The sequence below is a fragment of the Zhongshania sp. genome (assembly GCF_047636175.1).
GTDB lineage: Bacteria > Pseudomonadota > Gammaproteobacteria > Pseudomonadales > Spongiibacteraceae > Spongiibacter.
The window spans coordinates 130,574-146,672 of the sequence record NZ_JBLIKC010000002.1; the positions used below are offsets into that span (position 1 = coordinate 130,574).

The 16,099-nt window shown below is 50.3% G+C and carries 16 protein-coding genes; 15 read left to right on the top strand and 1 reads right to left on the bottom strand.

From position 1 onward, the window contains the following. Positions 1-88 precede the first annotated feature (88 nt). The 15 genes from ACI955_RS01635 (at position 89) to ACI955_RS01705 (ending at position 15,215) form a co-directional block, all read left to right on the top strand. Positions 89-2,602: an efflux RND transporter permease subunit gene (locus ACI955_RS01635; RefSeq protein ID WP_415241988.1), complete on the top strand. Its 2,514-nt coding sequence runs from the start codon at positions 89-91 to the stop codon at positions 2,600-2,602. Continuing rightward, a complete protein-coding gene (locus tag ACI955_RS01640) occupies positions 2,602-3,225 on the top strand; it encodes an LON peptidase substrate-binding domain-containing protein (RefSeq protein WP_415241989.1) in 624 nt (207 codons plus the stop codon). Before ACI955_RS01635 ends, ACI955_RS01640 begins: the two co-directional genes overlap by 1 nt. Before the next feature lie 180 nt (positions 3,226-3,405). Beyond that, positions 3,406-4,662 carry a glutamate-5-semialdehyde dehydrogenase gene (locus ACI955_RS01645; protein ID WP_415241990.1) on the top strand — a complete coding sequence of 419 codons (1,257 nt, stop codon included), beginning with the start codon at positions 3,406-3,408 and terminating at the stop codon, positions 4,660-4,662. Further along, entirely contained in the window at positions 4,663-5,343 is a 681-nt protein-coding gene (nadD, locus tag ACI955_RS01650) for a nicotinate-nucleotide adenylyltransferase (RefSeq protein WP_415241991.1), read from the top strand. A gap of 22 nt (positions 5,344-5,365) precedes the next feature. Further along, a complete protein-coding gene (rsfS, locus tag ACI955_RS01655; protein ID WP_415241992.1) occupies positions 5,366-5,710 on the top strand; it encodes a ribosome silencing factor in 345 nt (114 codons plus the stop codon). Then, the gene (rlmH, locus tag ACI955_RS01660; RefSeq protein ID WP_415241993.1) at positions 5,700-6,167 is read left to right on the top strand and encodes a 23S rRNA (pseudouridine(1915)-N(3))-methyltransferase RlmH; all 468 of its coding nucleotides are present in this window, start codon (positions 5,700-5,702) and stop codon (positions 6,165-6,167) included. The genes rsfS and rlmH overlap by 11 nt, the downstream gene beginning before the upstream one ends. 12 nt (positions 6,168-6,179) lie before the next feature. Continuing rightward, positions 6,180-8,087, top strand: coding sequence for a penicillin-binding protein 2 (gene mrdA / locus ACI955_RS01665; RefSeq protein ID WP_415241994.1), 1,908 nt, complete (start codon positions 6,180-6,182; stop codon positions 8,085-8,087). Beyond that, a complete protein-coding gene (rodA, locus tag ACI955_RS01670) occupies positions 8,080-9,225 on the top strand; it encodes a rod shape-determining protein RodA (protein WP_415241995.1) in 1,146 nt (381 codons plus the stop codon). Before mrdA ends, rodA begins: the two co-directional genes overlap by 8 nt. Positions 9,226-9,266: 41 nt before the next feature. Beyond that, positions 9,267-10,259: a lytic murein transglycosylase B gene (gene mltB, locus ACI955_RS01675; RefSeq protein ID WP_415241996.1), complete on the top strand. Its 993-nt coding sequence runs from the start codon at positions 9,267-9,269 to the stop codon at positions 10,257-10,259. Continuing rightward, the gene (locus ACI955_RS01680; RefSeq protein ID WP_415241997.1) at positions 10,256-11,122 is read left to right on the top strand and encodes a septal ring lytic transglycosylase RlpA family protein; all 867 of its coding nucleotides are present in this window, start codon (positions 10,256-10,258) and stop codon (positions 11,120-11,122) included. The genes mltB and ACI955_RS01680 overlap by 4 nt, the downstream gene beginning before the upstream one ends. A gap of 20 nt (positions 11,123-11,142) precedes the next feature. Beyond that, entirely contained in the window at positions 11,143-12,306 is a 1,164-nt protein-coding gene (locus ACI955_RS01685) for a D-alanyl-D-alanine carboxypeptidase family protein (RefSeq protein ID WP_415241998.1), read from the top strand. A gap of 42 nt (positions 12,307-12,348) precedes the next feature. Then, a complete protein-coding gene (locus tag ACI955_RS01690; RefSeq protein ID WP_415241999.1) occupies positions 12,349-12,648 on the top strand; it encodes a YbeD family protein in 300 nt (99 codons plus the stop codon). Then, entirely contained in the window at positions 12,649-13,332 is a 684-nt protein-coding gene (lipB, locus tag ACI955_RS01695) for a lipoyl(octanoyl) transferase LipB (protein ID WP_415242000.1), read from the top strand. It abuts the gene before it with no gap. Further along, complete coding sequence (gene lipA, locus ACI955_RS01700; protein WP_415242001.1) at positions 13,329-14,330, top strand: lipoyl synthase; 1,002 nt, start codon at positions 13,329-13,331, stop codon at positions 14,328-14,330. Before lipB ends, lipA begins: the two co-directional genes overlap by 4 nt. A gap of 159 nt (positions 14,331-14,489) precedes the next feature. Beyond that, on the top strand, positions 14,490-15,215 hold the full coding sequence (locus tag ACI955_RS01705; protein ID WP_415242002.1) for an SDR family oxidoreductase: 726 nt from the start codon (positions 14,490-14,492) through the stop codon (positions 15,213-15,215). A 16-nt stretch (positions 15,216-15,231) separates the two neighbouring features. Here ACI955_RS01705 and ACI955_RS01710 read toward each other — a convergent pair whose 3' ends face one another. Next, positions 15,232-16,044 (bottom strand): queuosine precursor transporter, encoded by an 813-nt coding sequence (locus tag ACI955_RS01710; RefSeq protein WP_415242003.1) that lies wholly within the window; start codon positions 16,042-16,044, stop codon positions 15,232-15,234. Positions 16,045-16,099: the final 55 nt, after the last annotated feature.

Sequence of the window (16,099 nt, forward strand, 5' to 3'; positions counted from 1 at the left end):
TTTTTAGGCCACCCCGGTGGTCATTCAGAATAAAACCAGTACCGGAAATAAAAATATTCCGGCATAAATGATTTATTGAGGATTTGGCATGTCTGCGGCGTTATTTTCACTGTATCAACGCATCGTTTTAAAAAATGCTTTTTGGGTGATGGTGCTGCTTCTGGTTGGTGTCGGTTGGCTGGCAACGTTTATTCCTACCATGAAACTAGACGCCTCCGCTGACGCTCTGGTTTTAGAGGGTGATACCTCGCTTGAATACTATCGTGAAATTAGTAAGCGCTACGGTGCGGAAGATTTCTTGCTAGTGACCTATCAGCCCAAGAATGATCTGTTCGCTCCCGAGCAATTGAAAACCCTCGGTGAATTACGCCGGCGCATGGCAGAACTGCCAAATGTGTCATCCGTAAATTCCATTTTAGATGTGCCCTTATTGCAAAGCCCGCGGGTGTCTTTAAGCCAGGTAACGAGCGGCGATATACCGACCTTGCGAACGCCGGGCATCGATATCGAGCTGGTGAAGCGAGAGCTGGCAACTAGTCCAATTTATAAATCTTTGTTAACCAGTGCTGATGGTCGCACGACGGCACTTCAGGTTAATTTGCAGCGTGATGAGCGTTATTTTGCGTTGCTTGACGAGCGCGATTTACTGCGAGCAAAAGCTGACGAAAACACCTTAACAGATGCCGAGCACACCGTACTTGCTACGCTGGAAACAACCTTTGCAGATTACACTGGCGTGGTTCATGAGCGACAGGCAGAACTGGTTGCGCAGGCCCGGGTTATTGTCAACGACTACCGCGGCGATGCAACTGTCTTTCTTGGCGGCGTACCGATGATTGCCGTGGATATGATTGCCTTTGTGAAAAGCGATTTACGGGTGTTTGGCAGCGGTATTCTGCTGTTCATCGTGGTGTTGTTAGTGGCTATTTTCCGCAGTTGGCGCTGGATGCTGCTGCCGCTGTCAACCTGCGTACTGACGGTAGTGTTTATGCTGGGCCTACTCAGCTTTTTAGATTGGCGTTTGACGGTTATCTCTGCAAATTTTGTCGCATTGCTGCTCATTATTACTCTGTCGATAACCATGCATTTGGTGGTGCGCTTTCGAGAGTATGCGGCGGCCCAACCCGATGCAGATCAGTTTACCTTGGTCTCAGAAACCGTCGGGATTATGTTGCGGCCCTGTATTTACACCTCTTTGACGACTTTGGTGGCGTTTGCCTCCTTGGTAGTGAGCGGAATCCGGCCGGTTATTGATTTTGGCTGGATGATGACAATGGGCGTACTGGCAGCTCTGACGATGACCTTTATCGTGTTGCCATGCGTACTGATGCTGTTAAAGCCCCGTGTTGAGACTGAAGGTGGTAGTGATTCGGCTACGTTTACCCGCTATTTTGCGGCGGCGACTGAGCATTATGGCAAGACGATATTACTAGTATCAGCGGGCTTGTTATTGCTGAGCGTGTGGGGAATTACCCAGCTAAAAGTAGAGAATCGTTTTATTGATTATTTTCATGACACCACTGAAATTTATCAGGGCATGGAGACTATTGATTCGGAATTGGGCGGTACCATTCCGCTGGATATTATTTTAGATCTCCCCAAAAAGCAGCCGGTGGCGGCTAAAGATGCGGCTTTTGAAAATGATTTCGCCAATGATTTCAGTGATGATTTTGGTGACGACTTTGGTGGCGACAGCGGCGCCCCGCAGAGTGAGTGGTTTACGGTTGCGGGCATGAAGCGTGTGCAGTCAGTGCATGATTATGTCGATAGCCTGCCCGAAACGGGAAAAGTGCTGTCTTTGGCGACGTTCTATGATGTGATGAAAATTGTGATGGGTAACGTCGATGATTTGCAGCTGGCACTGGCGCAGCGTTCGCTACCAGAGTCAATTACTTCTATTTTGGTGGATCCGTATTGGTCGGCAGAGGTCGACCAAGTGCGGATCAGCGTGCGGGTGAAGGAAACTAGCCGTGAGCTGCATCGCCAGCAGTTATTGACGGATATTCGGGCCCACTTAATTGACGACTTGGGTTTTGAACCCGAGCAAATTCATCTCACCGGTATGTTGGTGCTCTACAACAATATGTTGCAAAGCCTGTTTTCTTCGCAAATTATGACTTTGAGCGCGGTGTTTGTTGCGATACTCGCGATGTTTGTGCTGCTGTTTCGCTCCTTAAGTTTGGCATTTATTGCGCTAACGCCAAACTTATTAGCAGCCGGTGCGGTATTGGGTGGCATGGGCTTGGTGGGGATTCCCCTGGATATGATGACTATCACTATCGCGGCTATTACGGTGGGTATTGGTGTTGATGACACCATTCACTATGTTCACCGCTTTAAGCAAGAGTTTGCGCTGGATCGCAATTATCTGGCGGCCATGTATCGCAGCCATGCCAGTATTGGTAAGGCGATGTACTACACCTCAATTATTATAGTATTTGGGTTTTCAATTTTGTCGCTGTCTAATTTTACGCCGAGTATTTATTTTGGTTTACTAACGGGGCTTGCGATGATTGCGGCTTTATTGGGCGCAATGCTGTTGTTACCAAAGCTCATTTTAGTAATTAAACCACTAGGGCCGGAAGCGGGAGCGAAGAGCTAATGGCAGATATTGCCGCTAACACGAGTGCCGAGCTACCGTTGTTCCCATTGCGAACGGTGCTATTCCCCGGTGGTCGTATGGGCTTGCGGATTTTTGAGCGTCGCTACTTGGATTTGGTGCGCGATACCCTGCGCGCCGAGGCTAGCTTTGGCATAGTTTGGATGCCAGAGGGCGGCGGGGAAGTCCTGTCACCGGGTGAGCGGCCTAGCAGTTTGGCGCTAATAGGCACTGAGGCGCATATTGCTGACTGGGATCAATTGCCTGATGGCCTTTTAGGAGTGGTTGTGGAGGGTCGTCGCCGTTTTAAAATCAACCATGCCCGCCAGTCAGCAGGTGGTTTGTATACGGCAGATATTGATTGGCTGCAAGAGCAAGCGGATCAGCCGCTGCCGCAGCGCAGTGAAGAATTGAGTGATTTGCTTCGCCAGCTTGGCGAGCACCCCCATGTGCAGCGTTTAGGTATGGCAGTCGATGTCGACGAGGCTGGTGCCTTGGCTAATCGGCTTGCCCAGCTTTTGCCTTTGCCGGAAGAACAGTCCTATCAAATTTTGAGTATTGATGACCCGCTGCGGCGTTTAGACGCACTTCATGAGGTTCTTGACGGTCTCGCTAGCGAGACTTAATGCCCTCGGTAGAGATTGTCGATAGTGAGACCATTTCCAATCCGTTATACTATTGCTCTTTTTTATCTTCAGCGACAATACCGTGCTGGGATGTGTCGTCTTTCCGTGTAGTAGATCGACACGACATCAGTGAATAATCCGCTGCGTCTCGCGACGTGCGGTGTGGAGACGACGGAATCGATGGATATTAAGCAGTATATGAATCAGCTGGGGCGACAAGCTCGGCAGGCATCGCGAGTAGTCGCCGCCGCAGACAGTGGTGTCAAAAATCGCGCCTTGCTGGCGATGGCGGCTTCAGTTGATTTGCATCGCGACGCCATACTGGCAGCCAATGCCAAAGATCTCGCCGCGGGTGAGGCCAATGGTTTAGACGCGGCATTAATGGATAGACTGGCTTTAGATGCCAAGGGCATCGACGGTATTATTGAAGCGCTAGGTCAAGTGGCTGCGCTGGCAGATCCGGTTGGCGCTATCAGCGACATGAATTACCGGCCCAGTGGTATTCAAGTGGGTAAAATGCGGGTACCTCTCGGTGTTATTGGCATTATTTATGAGTCGCGGCCCAATGTGACCTTAGAGGCGGCTAGTCTGTGCTTGAAGTCGGGGAACGCGGCTATTTTGCGCGGTGGCTCCGAGGCGATTCATTCCAATCAGGCTTTGGCCGTCTGTATTCGTGAAGGCTTAAAGGCGGCGGGTTTGCCTGAAACCGCTGTGCAAGTGCTGGAAACTACCGACAGAGCGGCGGTGGGCGAGTTGATCACCATGCCAGAATTTGTCGATGTGGTGGTTCCCCGGGGTGGCAAGGGTCTTATCGAGCGCATTGCCCGTGATGCCACTGTTACGGTGATAAAGCACTTAGATGGCATATGCCATGTCTATATTGATGATGCCGCCGACGCTGATAAGGCCTTTGCCATTGCCTTAAACGCCAAAACCCATCGCTATGGCACCTGCAATACCATGGAGACCCTGCTTATCGCGGAGAGTCGCGCTGAGGAATTGCTACCTAGAATTGCTGACGCCATGATTGAGAAAGGGGTGGAGTTGCGCGGCTGCCCGCGTACTCGGCAGATCTTGGTGGGCGTCACTGATGCCACCGATGATGATTGGGCAACCGAATACCTCGCGCCAATTTTATCGATTCGAGTGGTGGCTGGATTAGAGCAGGCGATGGACCATATTGCTCAGTACAGCTCGGGGCACACCGAATCTATTGTTACTGAGAGCTACACAAGCGGTCGCCGGTTTTTGCGTGAGGTAGATTCTAGTTCAGTGATGATAAATGCCTCGACTCGGTTTGCCGATGGCTTTGAATATGGCCTCGGCGCTGAGATTGGTATCTCGACCGATAAAATTCACGCCCGTGGCCCAGTGGGATTAGAAGGTCTGACCTCACAGAAATATATTGTGTTGGGCGACGGTCATATCCGGGTCTAAATGACGGACTTGTCGAAGCAAACCTCAGGAGTAAACGGCGCGGGTGGATCAGTGGCCATTTTTGGTGGCACCTTTGACCCTGTCCACAATGGTCATTTACGGTCGGCAATAGAGATAAAAGAGGCGCTCAGTGTCGATGAACTGAGGTTGATGCCAAGTCATCGCCCACCCTTGCGTGGTGAGCCCGGTGCTGAAAGTGGCCAGCGCTTAGCCATGGTCAGCGCTGCTATAACTGGTGAATCTGGTTTGTATGCAGATGGTCGTGAATTACTGCGAGATGGGCCGTCCTATACGGTCGACACGCTTCGGGATTTGCGTGCTGAGCTGGGCGCGGCGGTATCACTCACGGTGGTTATGGGTAGTGATGCTTTTAACCAATTACATCGCTGGCAAGATTGGCGGTTGCTGTTTGATTTGGCTAATGTGCTGTTATTGCATCGCGCTGATTATCCCTTAGCGGCCGATGCCACAGTGACGGAATTTGCTGAGGCGCGACGTCTTGCCAAGGCCAGTGCGTTAACGGCGGTAAGCGCCGGTGGTTTTTTTGAGTTAGGTTTGATTCAGTTGCCTATATCGGCAACGGATATTAGACAGCGGCTGGCCTCCGGCAGGTCGATTCGTTACCTTGTTCCCGACGTTGTCGCGGACTATATCGCTGAACACGGTTTATATACACAGTGAAAGACATAGGAATTCCTGTTTGATGGATGCTGAACAATTAAAGAAGCTTGTTACGGACTCGCTGGAAGAAGTAAAAGGCCGCGATATTGTGGCCCTAGATGTGCGCGGAATAAGTGGCATAACTGACTTTATGGTGGTGTGCAGTGGCACCTCTAATCGCCATGTTAAGTCGCTGGCGAACAATGTCTGGGTGGAAGTAAAGAAGCGCGGTATTGTGCCATTGGGAATCGAAGGCGAAAATGCCGGCGACTGGGTTCTGGTAGATTTTGGTGATGTGGTAGTGCATGTGATGCTGCCAGAAGCGCGTTTATTTTATGATCTTGAGCGTCTATGGCAGGTACCTGTGCCAGGAAGCGATGAGAGTTAGCCTTATTTGTATCGGCACTAAAATGCCGGCGTGGGTTGAAGAGGGCGTGGCGGAGTATCGCAAGCGCCTTCCGGCGGAAATTAATTTCGAGATTAAAGAACTTTCCCTGCCTAAGCGGGGCAAGAATACCGATATTCGCCGTGCCATTGCCCAGGAGGGCGATGCGATGATCGCGGCGATTCCAGCTGACGATAGAGTGATTGCCTTAGATGTCTTAGGTAAAGCGGTAAGCACTGAGGGCTTGGCTGAAGCTCTGCGGAGCTGGCAGATGGACGGCGACAATATCAGTATTTTGGTTGGCGGCCCAGACGGACTAAGCGCCTCATGTTTGGCGCTGGCTAAGCAAAAGTGGTCTCTGTCGGCGATGACTTTGCCGCATCCCTTGGTGAGGGTGTTATTCGCTGAGCAGCTTTACCGCGCTTGGACCATTCTCAATAACCACCCCTATCATCGCTGATGGCTGAGTAATATGACCCGACGCCAGCAGCTCAAAAATACCCTTTATGAACGTCGCGTTTATCGTTACCGGGTCACCATATCAATCTTGATACTCATGACCATGACGATGATCGTGATAGGGCGCTATTCTCAGTTACAGATTTCTGATTACGAGATTTATAAAACTCAGTCCGATCGCAATCGCATTCAGCTATTGCCGATTGTGCCTAAGCGCGGGCTGATCTTTGATCGCAATGGCCTGCTGCTCGCCGAGAATATTCCTAGTTACACGCTAACTGTGGTGAAGGAGCGCTTGAAATCGTTGGATGATACTTTGGCGATCATCAATGAAATTATCCCCTTAACTGATGACGATATTGAACAGTTTCGCAAGCGTCTAAGTCGCCGCCGACCCTATGAAGCCGTGCCTTTGAAGTTTCGGGTTAGTGAGGAAGATATTGGTAAGTTGGCGGTAAATCGGCACCGCGTGCCGGGGGTGGAAATTGATGCGCAGCTGGTGCGTCATTATCCCCAAGGTGAGTTATTTGCACATATGCTGGGCTATGTTGGGCGCATTAATGAGCGCGAGCTAGATGTGATTGATCCGGTAAATTACAGCGGTACTCATCACATTGGCAAAATTGGTCTTGAAAAATATTACGAGGAGTTACTGCACGGCACGGTGGGTTATCAAAACGTAGAAAGTAACGCTCACGGCCGTATTTTAAGGGTATTAGAAAGGCATGATCCTTTGCCTGGCAGTGATATTACCTTAAACGTAGATGCCTATGTGCAGCGTGTTGCCTATGAGGCATTGCAAGGGCGGCGCGGCGCTATTGTTGCGATGGAACCTCATACCGGCGCGATTATCGCCATGGTGAGTGCACCGAGCTATGACACTAACTTGTTTGTGAATGGGATCAGTTCGCTTGATTATAAGGGTTTGCAAAATGATCCGAATCTACCTTTGTTTAATCGTGCGTTGCAAGGACAGTACCCGCCTGCTTCGACGATAAAGCCAATTTGGGGGCTGGCAGGTTTACATTACGGTGTGATTAAGCCGTCAACCCGTATCCCTGACCCGGGTTGGTTTAGTTTGCCAGACGACAGTCGCCGGTATCGTGATTGGAAGCGCACTGGCCACGGGGCCTGGGTAGATTTAGAGCAGGCAGTGGTGGAATCTTGCGATGTGTATTTTTATGAACTTGCTTATAGGCTCGGTATCGACCGTTTACATAGTTTTGCTACGCGGTTTGGTCTTGGCGACCCAACGGGGATCGACAATACTAATGAGCGTTCGGGCTTGATGCCATCGCGGGCGTGGAAGCAGAAAAGTCGAGGTAGCCACTGGTACCCTGGCGAAACTATTAACGTCGGCATTGGGCAGGGATTTATGTTGACGACCCCCCTGCAGTTGGCGGTCGCGACTTCAGTTATTGCCTCGCGAGGCGACCTGTATGCGCCTCGCTTGTTGTCTTCGGTCGGTGACGAGCCGGTTGTGGCGCCGCTCATGGGTCAGATGGAAGATGTCTCTGATGCACACTGGGATAGTATTACCCGTTCAATGGAGCAGGTAATATATGGCGAGCGTGGCACGGGTCGAGGTTTGAAGGCGGGCTTAGCTTATCGTCTTGCCGGGAAAAGCGGTACTGCGCAAGTGGTAGGTATTGCTGCCGGTGAAGAGTATGACTCAAGTAGTTTGCGTGAGCGGAACCGGGATCACGCCCTGTTCATTGCCTTTGCGCCGGCCAACGATCCAAAAATCGCCGTGGCCGTGGTATTTGAAAATGGCGAACATGGCGGCAGCGTCGCCGGTCCGGCAGCACGCAAGGTGATTGACGCCTATCTATTGGGCGATCCATCGCTAGGTCTAGGTACTGCATCTAATAGCAAGGGGCAGCTTATTGATACCGAAGCCGGAGTTGATGCCAGTGAATAACTCTGATTTTTTAAGGCAAATGCCGGGTAGTAACCGCAGCATAAGCAGCCACCGCAGTATCAGCCAACGGCTGCGCATTGATATACCGCTCTTGATTTTATTACTTATTTTAAGCGGTGTTGGTCTGGTGGTGCTGTATAGCGCCAGTGATGGCAGCATGACCGCGGTATTACGACAGGGCCGGTTTCTGTCTATCGGTTTTGTCGTCATGTTCTTGGTTGCTCAACTTCATCCCGAGCAGCTGCAGCGTTGGGCGCCATTTGCGTACATCGGGGTATTAATGCTGCTGTTGGCAGTCGGTTTTGTTGGTGTGGGTGCCAAGGGCGCCCAGCGTTGGCTGGAGATAGGCGGTTTTCGTTTTCAGCCATCAGAGCTGGCCAAGTTAGTCTTGCCGATGGCGGTGGCCTGGTATCTTTCAACCCATTCACTGCCTCCAGGTATCCGCCATACCATGATCAGCTTACTGCTGATATCCATACCCACGGCGATGATTGTGATGCAGCCCGATTTAGGGACCTCAATACTGATCGCCGCCTCGGGTATTTTTGTGTTGTTTTTGGCGGGCATCAGTTGGACCTTTATCGCCTCCTGCCTCGGGCTATCCGCGCTGATGGCTTATCCCATGTGGGAGTTTGTCCTCCATGATTATCAGCGCCAGCGTATCCTTACATTATTGAACCCGGAACTCGATAAATTAGGTGCTGGCTGGAATATTATTCAGTCGAAAACGGCGATCGGATCCGGCGGCTTTGAGGGTAAGGGTTGGATGTTGGGAACCCAGTCGCATTTGGATTTTTTGCCGGAAAGCCACACTGATTTTATCATTGCAGTTTTGGCTGAAGAATTCGGCCTTAGAGGGGTATTGCTGTTATTGTTGCTTTACGGTTTGATTATTAGTCGGGGCCTGTGGATTGCATCGCAAGCAAAAAATTGCTTCGGTCGACTCTTGGGCGGGAGTATTATTCTTACTTTCTTTGTCTATGTATTTGTAAACATGGGCATGGTGTCAGGTTTATTACCGGTGGTGGGTGTTCCCCTGCCACTAGTTAGCCAAGGCGGAACCTCATTAGTCACTTTGTTGGTGGGATTTGGGGTTTTGATGGGTATCTGCGCCGATGAGCGTTTGGTGCAGCAATAATGATAGGACGCGACGTGAAAACACAAAACAAGCACAGACATATGTTTAAAAAAATATTCAGCGCTGCAGTGGCAGCGCTGCTCATTACCAGCGCTGCGCAGGCTGACTATAGCAGCCATCCTGGCGCGGCGGCTTTCGTTAAAACAATGGTTGAAGAGCATAATTTTGACCGCGATTGGGTGTTGGCAATTTTAAAGCAGTCGGAAGCTAAGCAATCGATATTGGATGCCATGTCACGGCCTGCAGAGTCTGTGATGACGTGGGAGCGTTACCGGAAGATCTTTATTCAAGATTCTCGGGTTACTCAGGGTGTGGAGTTTTGGAAGGAGCATCTCGAAGAGTTGACTCGAGCTGAAAAACAATTCGGCGTTCCCGCGTCTATGATTGTCGGTATTATTGGCGTTGAGACCCGTTATGGCCGCAATAAAGGCAGTTTTCGGGTAGTCGATGCCTTGGCGACTTTAGGCTTTGATTTTCCGCGCCGCAGTAGTTTTTTTCTGGGTCAGCTAGAAGAATATATGTTGATGGTGCGTGAACAGGGTATTGAGCCATTTAGTTTAAAAGGTTCTTATGCTGGTGCAATGGGTTATGGCCAATTTATCCCCAGTAGCTACCGTGCCTATGCTGTCGATTTTGATGGCGACGGTAAGGTCGATATCGTAAATAGTTCGGTTGATGCTGTCGGCAGTGTGGCTAATTACTTTAAACGCCACGGCTGGCGTTTAAATGAACCTGTCGTGAGCTCGGCGGTGGTCAAAGATGGTGTTGATGAGAGCTTTTTTAATGCCGGGCTTAAGCCTGAGAAAACCATTGCAGAGTTAAGAGCTGCGGGCATTACTGGCGATCGCGCTTTGGCGCCTGAGCGAAAAGCGACGGCGATGAAGTTAGATGGCGACAAAGGCGACGAGTACTGGATAGGCTTGCAGAATTTTTATGTGATTACCCGCTATAACCACAGCTCAATGTACGCGATGGCGGCCTACCAGCTAAGCGAATTGATTGCTGATGAAATGGCTAAGGTAACCGCACCTTGAAATATGGTGTTGTTGCTATATCGGCGTTATTGCTAGCGGTTGGCTGCGCGCCCCTGCCATCGAGCAAACAAGGAGATACTGGGTCTGCTGACACGGAGAGCCGTGGTGCCCCTGTGGGCCAAGGTAAGTCGCGATATCAATTTGAGCAAGATGGTGCGCCACCGCAGACTTTGGATCCAAATATGATTGCGGATGCTCAGCCGCGGCATGAAGTGCTGCGAGTGGCTGGAAATATTAGTCCCTACATGGTCAATGGCAAAGAGTATCGCCTAGTCGATCAGCATCGAGGCTTTAAAGAGCGGGGTATTGCCTCGTGGTATGGCACCAAGTTTCATGGTCACGCAACGTCTAACGGCGAAATTTATAGCCTCTATGAGATGACTGCAGCCCACCGCACGCTGCCGATTCCAGTCTATGTCAAAGTGACAAATTTGGATAATGCCCGAACGGCTATTGTGAGGGTAAATGATCGCGGCCCGTTTCACTCTGATCGTATCATTGACCTTTCATATGCGGCAGCGGTGAAGCTTGGTTATGCGAAACGGGGAACGGCGCGGGTAGAAATTGAAGTCATTGATACGGACAATACCCATGCGGCATCTCGTGAGGCGGCACGTTACTATTTACAGATAGCGGCTTTCTCGCAACTGACTTCTGCAAATGCTTTGCAGCAGAAGTTGAGCGAAGGTTTGGCTTTTCCCGTCGTGATTGCCAGTAGCAGTGATCGAGGGTCGGCGATGCATCGCGTCAGAGTGGGGCCCTTTGTAGATTATTATTCAGCGCAGGCTGCGAAAAAAGTATTACAACAACAATGGTCCGGTGAATCCCATTTAGTGGTTGAAGCCGGTGACTCATCAAGTTAACGAGAACAGAAAAGGGTCTTATGTTTAAGCAAGTGTTTGCAGTCTTCGCGGCGACGGTCGTTTTATCCTCGAGCGTCGTTGCGCAGCCAGATTTGGTTCCTGCTGCGCCAAGTATCGCGGCATCGGCTTATTTTTTGATGGACGCCAATAGCGGCGAGGTGTTGATTGAACACAATGCCGACGAGCGTATGCAACCGGCCAGTTTAACCAAGTTGATGACTAGCTATGTGCTGTCCTACGAGCTAGAACGTGGTCAAGTCAGTAACGATGATATGGTCACCATTAGTAAGAATGCGTGGGCACAGAACCCGATATTCAACGGTTCATCACTAATGTGGATTGAGGTAGGTAAGCAGGTATCCCTTGGTGATTTACACAAAGGCGTGGTGATTTCCTCTGGCAACGATTCCAGTGTTGCGGTCGCAGAGCATCTTGCCGGCAGTGAAGAAGCGTTTGCTGGCATGATGAACCAGCACGCAGCGATGCTTGGGATGACCAATAGCCATTTCGCTAACTCTCATGGTTTACCACATTTAGATCACTACATCTCGGTGCGAGATTTGGCGACGCTGGCCAATGCAATCATTGCTTACAAAAATGAGTATGTACTTTATAGCGAGCGCGATTTTATTTTTAATAATATTCGGCAAAGTAACCGCAATGGTCTGTTGTGGAGTGATCCGAGCGTGGATGGCTTAAAAACCGGCCATACCGTCGACGCGGGATATTGTTTGGTTACGTCTGCTAAGCGCGAAGGGATGCGTTTGATTTCTGTGGTCATGGGCACCAGCAGTGCTAAGGCTCGCGAGCGTGAAACCCAAAAACTACTATCGTACGGCTTCCGCTATTTTGAAACCCACCAGCTTTACGCGGGTGGCACGGAGTTAACACGCTCTAAAGTATGGAAGGGCGATAGCGACGAAGTGAATTTGGGTGTGCAGAAAGACGTCTTTATTACTATTCCTCGTGGTAAGAGCGACGCGCTTAACGCTCAGCTAAATGTTGATGAGGTATTGATTGCGCCGATTACAGCAGACCAAGAGTATGGCGAGTTAGTTGTCAGTTTGGCGGGCGCAGAAAGACTGCGGGTGCCGCTGGTAGCTTTACAGGCTGTTGAGGAAGGCGGCATTTTAAAGCGTCTTTGGGACAGCATTGTGTTGTTCTTTGTTAATCTGATTTCTTGATCACTTGATAATGCGCGGGGGTAATCTCGCGCGAGCAGTATTATGAATAAATTTACTATGACCGAATCCCGCGGAGCCGAGACTGGCAATCCAACGCTGGAATTTCCCTGTCAATATCCAATAAAAGTCATTGGTGTTGCTGGCGAGGGTTTGCGCCAGAGAGTGATTGATATTATGCGCGCCAATGCGGGGGATATTGATGAGTCGCAGATAACTGAGCGCGAAAGTAGTGAGGGTCGGTTTTTATCGGTGACGGTGGTGATTACCGCGACGGGTAAGCCGCAGCTCGATACAATATTCGCCGAATTGAAAGCAACCGGCATTGTAAAGATGGTTCTTTAAATGAGCAGGCCAGATACCCTTTGGGTGCGTAAACTTGGCCGCCAACCCTATGAGCCGGTATGGCGCGCAATGCAGCACTATACCGATATTCGCGATGTTAATAGCCCTGACGAGTTGTGGTTTTTGGAACATGACGCGGTATTTACTCAGGGTCAAGCTGGAAAGCCGGAGCACATATTGATGCCGGGGGATATTCCGGTTGTGCAAGTTGATCGCGGCGGTCAGGTGACCTACCACGGGCCTGGTCAGTTGGTAGGCTATGTTTTGATAGACTTGCGACGTTTGAGTATTGGTATTCGCGACCTTGTAACGGCGATAGAAAGCAGTATTGTGGCTGTGTTGGCGAGCGTGAGCATAGCCTCGCACCCGCGTTCCGACGCGCCCGGCGTCTATGTTGAAAGCGGCGCCAAAATAGCGCAATTGGGTTTGCGGGTGCGGCGCGGCAGTACTTTCCACGGTCTGAGTTTGAATATTGATATGGATCTCAGCGTGTTTCAGCGCATCAATCCCTGTGGCCATCAGGGCATGAAGGTGACTGATATTCGCCGTCAAAGCGCGGCGGAGCCGCAGTCGCAGAATGAACTTGCCGATAGGCTTGGCGCAGAGTTGACTAACCTATTAGGCTATTTACACTGTCGGGAAGTGAGCGAACACTGCTTGCCTGACGCATCGGGGGTTTTATGAGATCAGAAACTGACAGCGCCGTAGGCTTGGTATCGAAGGTCGCAGCTAAAAAAGTGGTTCAGGGTGAGAAATTGCGTGGCGCGGAAAAAGTAGCACGCATTCCGATTAAAGTGATTCCGACGATTGAATTGCCTACTAAGCCGTCTTGGATACGGGTCAAAATGTCGACCGGTCCTGAGGTGAGCCGGATTAAACGTATCCTTCGCAAACATAAACTGGCTTCGGTATGCGAAGAAGCCGCCTGTCCAAATTTGGGCGAGTGTTTTAGCGCGGGTACCGCCACCTTCATGATTATGGGCGAAATTTGTACCCGTCGCTGTCCCTTTTGCGATGTCGCTCACGGTCGTCCCAATGCCTTAGCAGAGAGCGAGCCGCGTGAGCTGGCAGAAGCTATTGCCGAAATGAAATTAAAATATGTGGTGGTGACATCGGTAGATCGCGATGATCTGCGCGACGGTGGCGCCCAGCATTTTGCCGACTGCATACGTGAAACCCGCGCACTCAGTCCTGAGGTTCGGATTGAAATTTTGGTCCCGGATTTTCGTGGCCGAATGGATGTTGCGCTAGATATTTTAGAGAAAGAAGCGCCTGACGTGTTTAATCACAATCTTGAATCGGTACCGAGTCTGTATAAAAAAATACGCCCTGGCTCGGATTACCAGTGGTCCTTAGATTTACTTAAAAAATACAAAGAGCGGCGTCCTGATGTATTGACCAAATCTGGTCTGATGTTGGGTTTGGGCGAAACCGCGGAAGAGCTGATCCAAGTGATGAAAGATATGCGAGCCCATGATATCGACATGATTACCATGGGTCAGTATTTGCAGCCTAGCCGTGATCATTTGGCGGTCGAGCGCTTTGTGACACCGCAAGAGTTCGACGAGTTTGGTCGAATTGCCACCGAACTTGGTTTTAAAAGTGTTGCCAGCGGTCCGCTGGTTCGCTCTTCTTACCATGCTGACAAACAAGTGGACTTTAGCTTGTTAAAATCGATGTGAGTGATAGTAATGCGCTTGATCGGCTTTGGCTTGCAGGCGCCAACATCTCTCCTAGAAATTTCTTATTGCTTTTGATGTTTGGTCTATTGAGTCTGCCTAGCGTTGCTAGGCATGCAATTTTCGGCCACGTGACTTGCCCAATATATTTTGTGAGGTCGTATGTCTGAACAATCTTTAGCGCCTCTCTTCGTTATCAGTGGAGCCTCTCAAGGCATTGGTGCCGCCATTGCCGTGTGTTTTGCAAACGCAGGTTTTCCGCTGCGCTTAGCCTTGGTGGCGAGAAATAAGACCGCACTGGACCAAGTGGCGGGCAATTGCGGCGCTGCGGTTGAGGCGCGGTGCTACGCAGTTGACGTTAGCGATGAGCAGCAAGTAAACGATTTTTCAGTGGCATTGCAGCGCGATATGGGCGACGTTGCGGTGTTGATTAATAACGCCGGTAGTTGGCACGGCGCGGCTGTTCAGGACATGACAGCAACAGATTTCGACCGCGTGATGGCAGTGAATTTACGCAGCACCTTTCTCTTGAGTCGAATGGTATTGCCAAGCATGTTGGCGCGGCAGTCGGGGGATATTTTTAATATGTCATCAACTGCTGGCCTTGAAGGTTATGCTGGCGTCTCAGCCTATTGTGCGGCCAAACATGCGGTGAGCGGGTTTACCAAAGCACTGCGCGAAGAAGTGCGAGGCAAAGGTATTCGCGTTTCCTGTATTTCTCCGGGGCCGACTTACTCGCCATCGTGGCAGGCATCTGGTGTTGCTAAAGAGCAATTAATGCCCTCTGAAGATGTGGCCCGCGCCTTTTTGGATATCTATCGTATGGACCGCAATGTGGTGGTGGAAGATATTGTCTTGCGGCCCCAAGCGGGACATATCACCAGTTAGCAAGAGTTCCCGCGTTTTACGGTTCTAACATCGCCTCATGTTTCATTGCCGAGGCCTTTTCAGCGCCTAGGTATCTTTCAATGACGTAGTGCACTGCGTATAGCAGTGGCGTCAGTAATATTGCCATTAGAAACTTATAAATATAATTTACCACGCCAATGGCCAGTACCAGCTGTAGGCTCCAGTCGGCACCAATGTAAAAGGCAATAAACAACACCACAAAGCTATCAATGAATTGGCTGATTAGGGTAGAGCCGGTCGCCCGAAGCCATATCCGGCCCTCTCCGGTGATTTTCTTTATACGCTGAAAGACGGTGATATCAATAATTTGGCCAATGAGGAAAGCAATCAAGGAGCCGATGATAATCCAGAGGCCTTGGCCAAAAACTAATTTAAAGGCGGCGTTGTAATCACCAACTTGGCTGCGCAGCGCGGCTTGCTCCTCTAAAGGCAGGCTTGAATTGATGTGAGATTGGGGCCAGAAGTCAGCTGGGGTGAGGTGTATGCCAATAAAGACCATAGCGAAGGCATATATGATGAGCCCAGAGGTTAAATACGAGAGTAAGCGAACCCCGCGTTTGCCGTAGTATTCATTAATTAAATCGGTCAGTACAAATACAAAGGGCCACAGTAAGACCCCTGTTGTCAAATTAAAGGCCAGCCCGTCTATACCGAATGCCTTGAAGTTTAGTGGGGGAATACCAAGGCTATGTTCTAGCGAGAAAATTTTAACGCCAATTAATTCTGCGAGTATGGCATTGGCAACAAAAAAGCCTCCGAGCACAATAAAAAGTCTGGTGGCTTTATCACTAAGTACACTTTTTAGCACCGATATCTCCTAGATTCAGTAACGATAATTTCCGGTCTGCCGCGGTGCTATTGTC